We start from the raw sequence: 12,380 nt of genomic DNA on the forward strand, positions 1-12,380 counted from the left end.
GCGTACGCAGGGGCGTGCCCGCCTGGGCCTTCGCCTTCGTCGTCGGCACCGCCTGCGCGTGCGCATGGGCGTCGACGACGAAGTAGCGAAGGCCGAGCGCCTGCAGGTGGGGTTCCACCGCAGGCGTATAGCCGCACTCCGGCAGCCAGATGCCTGCCGGGTCCGACCCAAAATGCCGCCGGAACTCGATTACGGCGGCTTCAAGCTGCGCGCGCAGCGCGGCGTCGTTCTTGACCAGCGGCAAGAACGCATGCGTCGCGGCGCACGTGATCAATTCCACGCAGCCGGAATCCCGCAGGCAGCGGAACTTCCCGATCAGATCGCCGCCGAGGCGATCGTAGAGTTCAGCCAACCGGCGATAGCGGTCGGCATAGAGAATAGCCGTAGGGGCGTTATCCGGGTCGCCCCATAGTCGAAACACTTCGCGCTGAGCCAGCTCGCTTAAAGAGGCCAGGTGCTGCCGCAGCCTCCGCTGCAGCACCGGATCTTCCATCATCGCGAGCAGAGGAGGGGAGAGGGAGAGCGTCAGACGGTATTGAACGCCATCCTCAAGAAGCCGATTGAACATATCGATCAAGGGGAGATAGCTGTCGACGACAGCTTCAAAGAACCATCGTTCTTCCAGAGTAACGCGATCCTCCTCCTGTCTGACGTAGGGGATATGGGCGTGCAAAAGCAAAGCAACATAACCGTGAACGGACGCGCTCAATCCGTATCGCCTCCTGGTTCCGAATCTGCCGTTTTCAGTGGATATACCGAATAGGCTGAGAATTGTTCATATTGTAAGGGCTTGATCACCGTAAAAGAGACCGGGTAAGTTGAAGGCGTTGTCTGCGGTTCCGAATAGGTCGCGTGAGATATTGGGGGCGTCTCGATGGTGTTGGAGCGTAAGAGCGGCACGAACTGCCCATGCCCGCTAACAATCCCCAAATCCGCAATGTACCGTGTACCGGGGCGAAATCCGCTAAGAAAACAGGATTCTCCCTGCGGCAATGGAAGCTCTGAGACCTCGCACGCCGAACTTCCGTCAAACGACAGACCAGTGATATCGTAGATGCGCAAAGATGGCTGAAGCGTTTGCCAATGAGCACCGAAATGCTCTTGAATCATTGCGCTTTTTCGTGCCGATAGCTGCCAGTACATAAACAGCACAGTGGGGGATTGAACGAGCAAATGAAGCGTATCCCGATCCGAGTGATCAATTGGTAGGGCTGGGGTAGGAATCGGTCTCACCTTTTCTTTAGAAGGGTAGTCGTTGATGGTTGCTGCTCACTTTGAGCAACATTGTAGCATATGCGCGATGGAAACGAAAAATCTCCACCTTGTGGAAAAGGGGAGATTGGATGATAGATTCATTTGGACGGCGGCTGCCCATCTATGTACCTGGTTTCCGTAAGCCGCATTAACGAATCGTAACGATTCGTGGCGGATACGATCATCTGGTAATCATCCTGCTTCACATTGCTATAAGATGCTTGGAAACCAGTATGATATTGAACGATCATACTGGAGGATTGATCGTCATACTGTACATAAGCGATCTGCCTGGAAACACTGGGAATCATGTTCAACGCCGCTCTCTCCTTCATCTTGAGACTTTGAAAAAATCCAATCTACAGGACTGACCTGGATAGAGCGGATTTTTCCTGTACTAATATATGCCTACTGCAGCACATTTAGAATGTGCTCACGGTAGGATTTTATCAGAGATTGCGTGGCGCTCTGATCAGTGGACTGGGCGACGACCTGAAAAACGGGCTCGTCTGCATCCGGCAGCAGAAGCACCCACCCCTCATCATGATAAAACTTAATGCCATCCACCAACTCAACGTGGCTGTCTTTCCCGCGTTCCATCATGCTTCGCATTACTTGTCCTTTATGATCCCAAGGGCAATCGATCTTTTCCCGGTGAAGATGAAAGTTCGGGAGCAGGGAGAGGAGCTTGCCCAAAGGCTGCCCGGTTCTGTCCAAATGCAGCACAATCAGCCCGACGGCAAACAAGGAATCGAAAAGCGGATGCATGCGGGCTTCAGCCGTTGCCTCCAGGATGGCACGAGCCCCTTCCTTCGTCCTCACAATCGTGGCGCCAAGCCCATCTGCCATGCTCTCCAGAAGATGCGGAGCGCTGACCGGTGCGCCAATGGTAGCGCCTGGACGGCTATGCAGATAGCACAGATAGAGAAATACCGATTGCAGCTCGTTATCAACCATTGCACCTTGCTCAGTAATAAGCTTCAAGTAGTGTCCGTCATCTTTCAAGGAGATTCCGAGATCCGCCTTGGACAAAGCGACAAAGTCAGGCAAGGAATTCTGCAGCTTGCTCGTCGTTACGTGAATAGCTTCCATGCCCAGAATTTCAAAGAACGGCACGAGATACGTCTGCAGCCAAGGGCTTGCTTCAATCACGACGCGAAGAGGTTTAACCGCTTCTCGTTCATAAGCAATTTCCTTGGCCAGTGCTTCGACATAAGTTTGCATCCAATGGGGCTCTTGTCTGTAATCCCCGATATCCTGGGCGGAGGCTCGTCCATAGTCTTCCTGCCGATAGCTGTTTTCGACACTGCGTTCTTGGGATCTGGGGATAGGCAGTCCTTCCGCGTCCAGACAGGTTATGCTGCACATCTCGCCTTTTACTCCGGACCAATCCACATGAATCCCTCCGGCAGCCCCTAACTGACGAATGGCAAAGCTGGTTGCAGGGAATATTGAATCTCCTAAGTCTATGACGTTTGTGCGAACCGACTGTAAACTAGCTGTAATTGTTCGTTTTAAAAGGCGTGTGAATGCATGAGGGGCGCAGCTAATCGTTAACGTCTTGTCCCAGGCTAGAGTCGCGCCATAAGCTGTCGCGAATTTGGCGGCGAATTCAGGTGTAATGTCCAGATTGGGCATTCCGCTAATCCCTTGGGCTTTGAATAGCGATGTGGAGGATGTCTCTCCCCAAATGAATGAAGTATGGAGCTGCGAATGCTCGCGAATTTGTTTATAAGGCCAAATTTTAACATTCGGACCAATCCGGCTTCCTGCTCCGATGACGACATGATTGCCAATGACGGAGCCATCGCTTAATGAGGCGGCTTGATGACTGACGATCCGGCTGGTTAAGGTAGATCCGGACAATTCGTTGTGCTCAGCAATGTGGTTATGGTCCCAGATAATGCTCCGGGCCAGCGCACTTCCTTTGGCAAGGTGATTATTCCTGCCTATAATGCAGTACTCGCCAATTTCCACCTCGTCCTCCAGCTTGCTTCCCTCTCCTATGAAGGCGGGACCAATCAAGCGAGCGCCGAGCCCGATAACAACTCCTTCTTCGACATAAACGCCAGGTCGAATTTGTTTCCCCGGCAGATCTACACGAACCTTACCGTCAAGCATGTCGAACTGCGTTTGCCGGTACTGCTGCAAATTTCCGATATCGGACCAATAGCCGGAGCTGATATAGCCGAAAAGTGCGTCGCCGTCCTCCAGCAAAGCCGGAAAGAGCTGCTGGCTAAAGTCAAATGCCTGGCCGTGCGGCACGCGTTCCAGGAGCTCGGGTTCTAAGATGTAAATACCTGTATTTACGGTATCGCTAAACACTTCACCCCAACTGGGCTTTTCCAGAAATTTTACAATTCTCCCCTCATCATCGGTCATGACCACACCATATTCCAAAGGGTGATTGACTCGCGTAAGCACGAGGGTAGCCTTTGCTCCCTTCTGCTTATGGAAGTTCAATGCTTGCTGCAAATCAACGTCCGTCAGCGCATCGCCGCTGATCACGATAAAGGTATCGTCCAAAAACGGCTGGGCATTTTTCACACTGCCGGCTGTACCAAGCGGTGTCGTTTCTTGAAAATAGTGCATATGAACGTCGAACGTCCGGCCATCTCCGAAATAATCGCGTATCATTTCAGGCTTATACTGCATGGTAATGGCAATGTCGTAGATCCCATGTTTCTTCAACAAATCAATGGTATAAGCCATGCAGGGTTTGCCGATAAGGGGCACCATGGGCTTGGGGAGATGACAAGTCAAGGGACGAAGTCTGGTCCCTTTGCCTCCGGCCATAATCACAGCCTTCATTGTGACGCCTCCTTAGAGTTTTTCGCCAGAAAAACTGACTTTGCAAGTATTGCCTTCAAAGCTTAGCAACAAGCGGCCCGTCAGCGGCTTTAAGGCGGTTTTTCCGTATTTAAGTCGCAAGCTGCCGCCGAAATCGGCTGGATGGTCGGTCATAAGGCGGTTTTTCCGTCTTAACCCAATAAGCTGAGGCTCATCAGCGACTTTAAGACGGTTTTTCCGCGTTAAAGTCACAAGTTGCCGCCGAAATCGCCTGAACGATCGGTCATACGACGGTTTTTCCGCCTTAACCCGGTAAGACACGGCCCGTCAATGACTTTAAGCCGGTTTTTCCGCGCTAAAGCAACGAGCTTCAGCTGCTATCGCCTAGTTTTCGAACAATCGAAAGAGATATTCTTTGGATTTGAACATAGTTAGCTCCTGCTGCATTGGATTTCGTCCAATGCAATGAGTTAGATGCAGTTAATAGGAAGCTGGGATTGGAAATCATCCAATCAAATGGCTCCAGTGAGTCGTGCCGATGCTCATATCCAGTAAAACATTGGAAAGAATCCAATGTTTTACCTATGTTTCCCCAAAATCGTTATAAAGCACTGTACAAAATCCAGTGTTCGTAATCCAATGATTATCTACTCTCGACCCACGCCGGCTGGTAACAGGTGAGCTTATGGTACTCTTGCTGGATGTCCTTGGCGATGCGGCTCCACTGGTATTGCTGCTGCAGTCTCTGATAAGCGGCTTCGGCCATCTTGGCGGCTTGATCCGGCTGAAGCAGCGTCTCGGTAATATGCCAGGAGAGTGATTCGACATGCCCCGGAAGCGCCTTGTAGCCGTCGATGCCATGGCGGATGATTTCCGCGAGACCACCCGTATCGGATAGGACGAGCGGCTTGCGGTGGGCCATAGCTTCCAAAGCGACGATACCGAAGGGTTCATATAAGCTTGGGATGACGCAAACATCAGCAGCTCGGTAGAGCTGCTCGCGATAAGCATCGTTTACAAAACCTGTGAACCAAACCCGATCGCCTAAATGAGCGGCACGGCCGCGAAGCTCGTCTTCCATCGGTCCCGTCCCGGCGATAACCAATCTGGCATCCAGTACCTGCGAGAGAATGATCGGCATTGCGTCGATCAGCACTTGTATCCCTTTTTCATATACTAGTCGGCCAATGTAGAAAATGACCTTGTCCTTCTCATTCAAAAAGTCCGGACGGTCAACCAATTCGACAGGCGAAGCCGGGATTCGAATCCCGTTCGGATACACGGCCACTTTCTCTTGCGGCAGTTCGAATATGCGCCCGACTTCATCTTTCATATAAGCGCTGCAAACATAAACCCGATTGGCTTCGTAAGTAAGCTTCCACTCCGTCTGATGAATCTTGTGCTGAAGATCGGAGTATAGTACCCCTTGATTTCTGCCCCATTCGGTAGCATGAATCGTGGCCACTAGCGGAACCCCATAACTCCATTTCATTTCTCTGGCGGTATGCATCACCATCCAATCGTGCGCATGCAGCAAGTCGATCCGGCCGCCATGTTCTTTCCAACGAACGAGATGATCAATCATGGCAAGGTTCATCTCGAACGTCCAATGATAAAAATGCGTATCGCCGGATACATCAACAGGAAGCCGATGCACATAAACCCCGTTGAGCTTTTCAAAATAAGGTGCGCCGTAATGAGACGTTGTAATGACATGAACGATTTCTCCCTCGGCGGCAAGCGCTTCGGATAACTCATGGACGGCACGCGACAAGCCGCCCACTTGCTTGGGCGGGTATTCCCATGTGAGCATGAACACATTGGGGCGGTGTTTGGTTTCATCCAATAGCGTCATCCATTCGTTCAAGCTAGGAATAATGGGGATGGGAGAAAGGCGAGCAATCCTAACGTAGTCCTTATAATCGACCGCTGGGAGACAGTTGTTCATTTGCTCAAGAACGTCTAAAGAATGCTCATCGACCTGTCTCCGATCAATCTGATCGCACAGCCGGTTGAAATAGGACAAGTGTTCCTTCGTCCGGCGAATGGCAGAATCCACATCCTTGCCCGAATTCCTCATGAACGCCCAATCGCTGCTCTGAGCCAGCATGAGCTCCCTGGCCGCTTGATTTAGCGAGCGCTTTAGCAATCCGGCCCGCAGCTCACCCTGGCTGGCCAAATGTTCATGCTCCGTCGCCAGACGAATCATCCGTTCCTCGGCTTGATGCAGGTGGCGATAGATCCATTCGTTCTTGTGCTGAAGCCACTCTTCGGCTGAGTGGTTTCGTCCCAAGCTGGATTCATTCAATTTGCCGACATCGGCAAGCGGATACACCCTGAGGTATTCGCCGGGCGTGATCATTCTCATGATGTGCGGATCGTTAAATAAGTTGCGGCACAGCATCTCGATCCAAATGGGTTTTACGTTCATGCCTTGTCCGAACAGCTCCGCATCGATTGGAGTCACGATGATTGGCCTGCGATCGAGCCAACGGTGCCAATGCTCCGCCTGCTTTTGTCGATGGAGCATAAAGCTGCCGGCATGTTCGGAAGCTGTTTCCTGCGTTTTCCATATCTGGCGTGCTGATTCGGGATCACACGGAAAAGCGCTAACGCCGTAGGGTGTCATCAGCGGAGCGTACAATTCTCGATTGGGCTGAGGGGAAGCGTAAGCAACCGCGGTTGAATCAGAGAAAAAGTAATCGATGCCGTATTGCTTGAGTACACGGTCGATCCCTGATGTAAAGCCGCATTCCGGAAGCCAAAAACCGCGCGGCTTACGATCGAAATGCCGTACATATTCGCGGACGGCCGTAGCAATTTGCGCTTTAATAGCTTCTTCCGTTTTCATTAAAGGCAAAATGCCGTGCGTTGCCGCAGAGGTGACGATTTCGATAAGGCCATCGTCTTGGAATTGCTTGAACTTTGCGATAACATTCCCTTTACAGCTTTCGTAAAGTGTCTGCAGCTCTCGCAATCTTATTTGTTCTTGGCCAGCTCGATCAGCCATCTTGCTCAGATAGGTCCGATACTTTTCTTGCAGGAAGGAGTCTGAGAAAAGGGACAACAGCGTCGGCGTTATCGACAACGTGAGGCGGAAATCAATCCGGTCACCCACAAGCCGGTCCATAACCTCGATAAGCGGCAGATATGTCTCTGTCATCGCTTTGAAATACCATCGTTCTTCCCTATCATCGTCTTGGTCATGATGGCGAATGTAGGGCAGGTGCGCATGCAGCACAAGCGCCAAATAGCCCTTGAGTTCAGGCATTTTTTCGATCCGGTTCTTCATGCGGCAGCTTCACCTCATATAGGGGGAATAAACTTGTATATTTTCAAAAAAGTGCGGTTGTATCCGGTTAGCTATAGGATCGGCGAGCGCTTCGGGAACAACGCTTCGTAAGGGCTCTCCCCAGATCGCCTCAGCACTTTTGGGCGTTGCCGCGCAGTTGGAGCGTAGCAGGGGAATGAACTCGCGTTCCCATGAATAAATGCCGATATCGACCACATAGGTCCGATCGGCGCCCAGATCACGAAGAAACCAATTGCTCGCTTCCGGCGTGGTCGTCACATCCCGATATGAATGAGCGTTGCTGCCGTTAAAATACAAACAGGTGACATCATACACACGCAGCACCTTAGGCATTGCCCCATAATCGCATTCAAAATGCTGGGAGACGAGCCATCTCCGTCTATTGCTGATTTCCCAATAAACATATAGCGTATGAGCATCTACGATCATAAGATGAAGTAAGTCCTTATGGTATCGATCGGGTAACTCCAATCCCGCGAGAGGTAAGATTTGCATTGGATTCCTCCTCACACTGCTCATCTTTGAATGACTTCATTCAGGTTTATCCCGCTGTCTCAGGTTTTGCCTTTGGCATGAAAATTATGCGCAAACTGCTAAAATCTACACGTCCGGGAAAAAAGGAATTACCCCACGTTGTGACGAATATATTGGGGTAATCCGGGAAACAAAGGGTTTATGCTTTCGATGTAAGTTTTGCTGATGCAAAACTCAGTACACGCTTACGAAGCAAGTTTTGCTAACGCAAAACGCTAAGGAGGGATATCCATGAGTTTTTGTTGTGGAGCCAGTATGATCGGAACTAAGGGAACTTTGAAGCACATTCGTACGCAAATTCATAATGTGCCTATCCTCTTTTGCCCGGTATGTCACCGTATTGAAGTTCACTATCTTGTAGAGAACGAATATGAGATACTTGCGGAGTATGCCCATGGGGACGGAGCTTCAGAGGTTGACTTTGTAGAGTACGTAGATGGCAAAGATCATTTGCTGCACGAGAATTGCGTAAACCATGAAGGCGAAGAGCCGATGGATATTGTGCGCAGTCAAATCGACATGGCACTGGATCTCATGAGCGTAGCTCGAACGATCGGCGATGCGGAATGGGAAGAGCAGCTGAAAAAGCGTTTAAAAATGCTCAGTTCGCGCCGAGATAAGCTCAAAAACAAAAAAACCTCCAAAATGTAGGAGGATAGTTCATATAGGCCAGTCTTGTTTAATAAACGAAAAGACCTCTAATCGCACAGGATATGCGGATTGGAGGTCTTTTTGTCATTCAGACTTTTACACGTTCTGTGCGCCTCGTATGAGCGACCGCGTTCTTTCGCCCCAAGCGATTCGTTCCGATGACCCCTGCAATAATCAGCACCGAGCCGATCAGATGATAGACGGTAACTTCCTCGCCCAGAAACATCGCCCCTGCGACGATGGAGACGACGGTGGATAAGTTAGAGAAAACGCTCATTTTCGACGCTTCAAGTTTGGATAAGATGTAGTTGATAGCAAGAGCTGTAACGAGCGAGGATACCACACCCAGATAGAGGATTGACACGATAAAGGTACCGCTGGCAAGCGGCGCGAAAAAGCGGTCAAGCGTCCCTGTGGTCGCATGGTCGGTGAGCGATACGACAAGAAAAGTGACGAAGCCGATGCCGAGCATGTAATAACTGATTTCCGCCGGTCTAAAATGCTTCGAAAGCGAACGGGCCAGCACGCTGTATCCGGCAAAAGCCACGCACGTCAAGAACAACAGGAATATCCCCGTTAAGTTCGAGAAATCGATGCGGCTTCCTTTCATCAAAAAGATGAACACAACGCCGAACACCGATAGGAAGATCGACAGCTTCTGTAAGACGGTTGTCGCTTCTTTCAAAAAGATGGAGGCGAGTACCATGGTCACGACTGGGGTGAATGCGTATAAAATGCCGCCTTCGGCAGAGGTGGCGTGCTGCAGCCCGAACGCTTGAAGCGTAAAGAACCCAAGCGGGTACATGGTTGCAAGCAGCAGCGCTTTCAAGAGCGGCTTGCCGCGGTAATTAAGCTTAACCCAACCGAAAGCAACCGGGATGGACATCACCGCAAACGAAGCGGCAAAACGGAAGGTGAGCGTGTCGAGCGGCTGGGCATTCACCAGCGCCATTTTGGTAAATAAAAACGAAAATCCGATAATGACCGCGTTAAGCACGGCCAATAAATATGCAAGTTTTAGCCCATTTTGGTTCATGGTTCCTCCCCTTTTCATTGCCTTAATCTTGATCGTAATTGCGACTACATTAAGGGTATGACAGAACGCTCTTCCTAACAATGCCATTTTACCCGAACTGTATCGATACAGTTGGTCAGCTTCCTGTATAATGATGAGATAGGAGAGGGAGGGAGGAACGGTATGAAAAAATATTTTTCGATTCTATCCGATATGGAGCAAAAAATTAGTGAGGGCGGGTACCGTCCAGGCCAAAAGCTGCCATCCGTGCGTGATGCCGCTGAGCTGTATGGATGCAGTATCAGTACGATTACACGGGCATACGCAGAACTCGAAAAGCGCCATACGATTTATTCGATTCCGCAAAGCGGTTTTTATGTGGTCGACAAGCCGGGTAATTGGGGTACCGGTACGAAAGGCGATACCATTGATTTTGCTTCGGCGTCTCCGGATTTAAATGTATTTCCGTATTTGGACTTTCAACATTGTTTAAATAAAGCGATCGATACTTATAAATACAACCTGTTTACATACGGCGAACCGCAAGGGCTGGAAACGCTGCGCCGAACGCTCGTTTCTCATTTGGCGGGTGATCAGGTGTTCGCGAGTGCGGAGCGGATCATTGTCACTTCAGGCGCTCAGCAGGCGCTGGAAATTTTGGCTAAAATGCCGTTTCCAAACGGGAACGACGCGGTTTTGGTCGAACAGCCGAGTTACGATTTCTATATTCGTTACTTGGAGGCGGAAGGCGTGCCGGTATGCGCGATCGCTCGTCGTGCGACTGGCATCGATTTGCGTGAGTTGGAGGAGAAATTTAAAAGCGGAGGCATCAAATTTTTTTACACGATGTCCAGATATCACAATCCGCTCGGCACCTCGTATAGCGCAGAGGAGAGAAAGTCAATTGCCAGGCTGGCAGGCAAATACCATGTATACGTCGTGGAAGACGATTACATGGCCGACTTGGGCATAGAGCGGCGCTTCGATCCGATTTACGCTTATGACCGGACTTCGCACGTCGTCTATTTGAAAAGTTTTTCGAAAATCATTTTCCCCGGCTTGAGGCTGGGGGCCGCGGTTTTACCGGAACGGCTGCTCAAGACATTCCAGGCTTACAAAAGATATGGCGATACTTCGCTTTTGTCCCAGGCAGCTCTTGAGGTATACATTAAAAACGGCATGTACGAGAGGCACAAACACAAAATATGCAGTCAGTACACCGCCAGAATTCGTGCCTTGAATGAGGCTGTTGAGCGGTATAACGGTGCGGGGTTGATTGAAGTGTCTGACGTCAGTTCTGGCGTCTATATGCAGTTTAAGCTGCCGCAAACGGTCAATCTCGACGCTCTGACGAAACGGCTGGCGGCGAGAAATGTCAGCGTCATGTCCGGGAATAATTACTATTTAGCGGATTACGCAGAGCGTGAGAAGTTTTTGCGGATCAGCATTTCACGTGCCCAGCCGGAGCAAATCGACGAGGGCGTTAAGGCGATTGTCGAGGAAGTGAAGCGGGGGATCAGGTGGTAGCGCTTGACCTTAACATCATGTGATGGATTAGAATACCATATATTAGTCCAGGAAGGGGATGTTTTTATTCATATTAGTGAATTGTCCCGTAAGACAGGAGTAAGTCTTCGCTCTCTGCGATATTATGAAGAAAAAGAACTGTTGAAGCCTGCTCGCTTGGAGAACGGTTATCGTGAATATGCTGAATCTCATATTGAACTAGTCAGAATGATTCAGCTTTATTTTAGTCTTGGTCTTACTGCGAAGGAAATAACCGATTTCTTTCACTGTACGAATAGTGAGGAAATTAAACATCAATGCTTGCCGATTGCCATTGATCTCGGTGAAAGGAAGCTTGAAGAAATCAAAAAACAAATCGAGACCTTAAAAAAAGCAGAATCTCACTTGGAAGATTATCTGTCAAATTGGAGAAAGATCCTGCTTAAAGGAGATGGACAAAATGAATTGTAAAATGAACCAAGAAAAGCCTCGAATTGCATTAGTTACAGGAGCTAACCGTGGTATAGGAAGGGAAATCGCCTATCAGTTGGCTTTGAAAGGGTTACACGTTTTGATTGGTTGTCGGGATGAAGATAAAGGGCGACATACGGTTGAAGAGATGCGTCAAGCAGGACTATCCGTGGAATTACAAGTCGTCGATGTGAATGATACAGAAAGTGTCAAAAAGATGGCAGAGACAGTAAAACAACAACATGGTCGTCTGGATGTACTGGTAAATAATGCTGGAATTCTACTTGATCACGGCGTTTCTGTATTGGATGTGGAAGAGTCAATGATCAAAGAGACATTTGAAACTAATTATTTTGGGGCATTACGAATGATTCAAGCCGCTGTTCCTCTGATGAAAGAACATAAATATGGGCGCATCGTCAATCTCTCATCAGGATTGGGAGCTTTTGAGGTTCTGCAAATGCAGGGATTCTTAGGTCTTAAAGGATCATCATCAGCTTATCGCCTCTCTAAAACCACGCTCAATGCCTTGACATGTTTAGTCGCACAAGATGTGGCTGAAATGGGTATCAAAGTTAACGCTGTTTGTCCTGGCAGAGTCCAAACGGATATGGGAAGAGCAACTGCTTCCCAGAAGATTCCTGAAGGAGTACCTGCTCCCGTAACGGTTGAAGAAGGAGCAGATACCGCTGTCTGGTTGGCAACTCTGGATGAAGAAGGTCCGAGCGGCGGATTCTTTCGACAACGTAAACCTGCCGCTTGGTAGAAGGTTTATTGGCGATAAAACTTACCTCTAAACGCGCTCTCTCATCTTTGAATGGCCTCGATAGAGGTTTTCTCATAATG

Annotated in this window: 11 protein-coding genes and 1 pseudogene; 4 read left to right on the forward strand and 8 right to left on the reverse strand. The window is 49.7% G+C overall.

The genetic code is table 11. The features are described 5' to 3' along the window. Positions 1 to 4: 4 nt before the first annotated feature. From ACFQZT_RS27975 to ACFQZT_RS28005, 7 genes and pseudogenes are all read right to left on the reverse strand, one after another. Positions 5 to 709, reverse strand: a pseudogene (locus ACFQZT_RS27975) (1,4-alpha-glucan branching protein domain-containing protein); the annotation flags it as partial. Further along, the gene (locus ACFQZT_RS27980) at positions 706 to 1,233 is read right to left on the reverse strand and encodes a DUF4912 domain-containing protein (RefSeq protein WP_379305413.1); all 528 of its coding nucleotides are present in this window, start codon (positions 1,231 to 1,233) and stop codon (positions 706 to 708) included. The gene ACFQZT_RS27980 and the pseudogene ACFQZT_RS27975, both read right to left, overlap by 4 nt. A 119-nt stretch (positions 1,234 to 1,352) precedes the next feature. Continuing rightward, on the reverse strand, positions 1,353 to 1,565 hold the full coding sequence (locus ACFQZT_RS27985) for a hypothetical protein (protein ID WP_379305495.1): 213 nt from the start codon (positions 1,563 to 1,565) through the stop codon (positions 1,353 to 1,355). Between the two features lie 97 nt (positions 1,566 to 1,662). Next, positions 1,663 to 4,065: a sugar phosphate nucleotidyltransferase gene (locus ACFQZT_RS27990; RefSeq protein ID WP_379305415.1), complete on the reverse strand. Its 2,403-nt coding sequence runs from the start codon at positions 4,063 to 4,065 to the stop codon at positions 1,663 to 1,665. Between the two features lie 12 nt (positions 4,066 to 4,077). Then, positions 4,078 to 4,296: a hypothetical protein gene (locus tag ACFQZT_RS27995; RefSeq protein ID WP_379305417.1), complete on the reverse strand. Its 219-nt coding sequence runs from the start codon at positions 4,294 to 4,296 to the stop codon at positions 4,078 to 4,080. 391 nt (positions 4,297 to 4,687) lie between these two features. Next, positions 4,688 to 7,336, reverse strand: a complete 2,649-nt coding sequence (locus tag ACFQZT_RS28000; protein WP_379305419.1) for a 1,4-alpha-glucan branching protein domain-containing protein — start codon at positions 7,334 to 7,336, stop codon at positions 4,688 to 4,690. 9 nt (positions 7,337 to 7,345) lie between these two features. Continuing rightward, positions 7,346 to 7,852 carry a DUF4912 domain-containing protein gene (locus tag ACFQZT_RS28005; protein WP_379305421.1) on the reverse strand — a complete coding sequence of 169 codons (507 nt, stop codon included), beginning with the start codon at positions 7,850 to 7,852 and terminating at the stop codon, positions 7,346 to 7,348. 270 nt (positions 7,853 to 8,122) lie between these two features. Here ACFQZT_RS28005 and ACFQZT_RS28010 point away from each other — a divergent pair, with 270 nt between their 5' ends. After that, on the forward strand, positions 8,123 to 8,542 hold the full coding sequence (locus ACFQZT_RS28010) for a hypothetical protein (protein ID WP_379305423.1): 420 nt from the start codon (positions 8,123 to 8,125) through the stop codon (positions 8,540 to 8,542). An 88-nt stretch (positions 8,543 to 8,630) separates the two neighbouring features. Here ACFQZT_RS28010 and ACFQZT_RS28015 read toward each other — a convergent pair whose 3' ends face one another. Then, positions 8,631 to 9,578 (reverse strand): DMT family transporter, encoded by a 948-nt coding sequence (locus ACFQZT_RS28015; protein ID WP_379305425.1) that lies wholly within the window; start codon positions 9,576 to 9,578, stop codon positions 8,631 to 8,633. 162 nt (positions 9,579 to 9,740) lie between these two features. Here ACFQZT_RS28015 and ACFQZT_RS28020 point away from each other — a divergent pair, with 162 nt between their 5' ends. Genes ACFQZT_RS28020 through ACFQZT_RS28030 form a run of 3 tightly spaced genes read left to right on the forward strand, consistent with a single transcriptional unit; the run spans position 9,741 to position 12,300 of the window. Beyond that, on the forward strand, positions 9,741 to 11,084 hold the full coding sequence (locus ACFQZT_RS28020) for an aminotransferase-like domain-containing protein (protein ID WP_379305427.1): 1,344 nt from the start codon (positions 9,741 to 9,743) through the stop codon (positions 11,082 to 11,084). Between the two features lie 3 nt (positions 11,085 to 11,087). Continuing rightward, positions 11,088 to 11,534, forward strand: a complete 447-nt coding sequence (locus ACFQZT_RS28025) for a MerR family transcriptional regulator (protein WP_379305429.1) — start codon at positions 11,088 to 11,090, stop codon at positions 11,532 to 11,534. Then, entirely contained in the window at positions 11,524 to 12,300 is a 777-nt protein-coding gene (locus ACFQZT_RS28030; RefSeq protein WP_379305431.1) for an SDR family oxidoreductase, read from the forward strand. Before ACFQZT_RS28025 ends, ACFQZT_RS28030 begins: the two co-directional genes overlap by 11 nt. The last annotated feature ends 80 nt before the right edge of the window (positions 12,301 to 12,380 follow it).

The sequence above is a fragment of the Paenibacillus sp. GCM10027628 genome (assembly GCF_042676385.1).
GTDB lineage: Bacteria > Bacillota > Bacilli > Paenibacillales > NBRC-103111 > Paenibacillus_E.

Excerpts from the sequence above, each read along its gene's own strand:
- ACFQZT_RS27985 (WP_379305495.1), bottom strand. The coding sequence starts at position 1,565 with ATGATTCCCAGTGTTTCCAGGCAGATCGCTTATGTACAGTATGACGAT.
- ACFQZT_RS27990 (WP_379305415.1), bottom strand. The coding sequence starts at position 4,065 with ATGAAGGCTGTGATTATGGCCGGAGGCAAAGGGACCAGACTTCGTCCC.
- ACFQZT_RS28000 (WP_379305419.1), bottom strand. The coding sequence starts at position 7,336 with ATGAAGAACCGGATCGAAAAAATGCCTGAACTCAAGGGCTATTTGGCG.
- ACFQZT_RS28005 (WP_379305421.1), bottom strand. The coding sequence starts at position 7,852 with ATGCAAATCTTACCTCTCGCGGGATTGGAGTTACCCGATCGATACCAT.
- ACFQZT_RS28010 (WP_379305423.1), top strand. The coding sequence starts at position 8,123 with ATGAGTTTTTGTTGTGGAGCCAGTATGATCGGAACTAAGGGAACTTTG.
- ACFQZT_RS28015 (WP_379305425.1), bottom strand. The coding sequence starts at position 9,578 with ATGAACCAAAATGGGCTAAAACTTGCATATTTATTGGCCGTGCTTAAC.
- ACFQZT_RS28020 (WP_379305427.1), top strand. The coding sequence starts at position 9,741 with ATGAAAAAATATTTTTCGATTCTATCCGATATGGAGCAAAAAATTAGT.
- ACFQZT_RS28030 (WP_379305431.1), top strand. The coding sequence starts at position 11,524 with ATGAATTGTAAAATGAACCAAGAAAAGCCTCGAATTGCATTAGTTACA.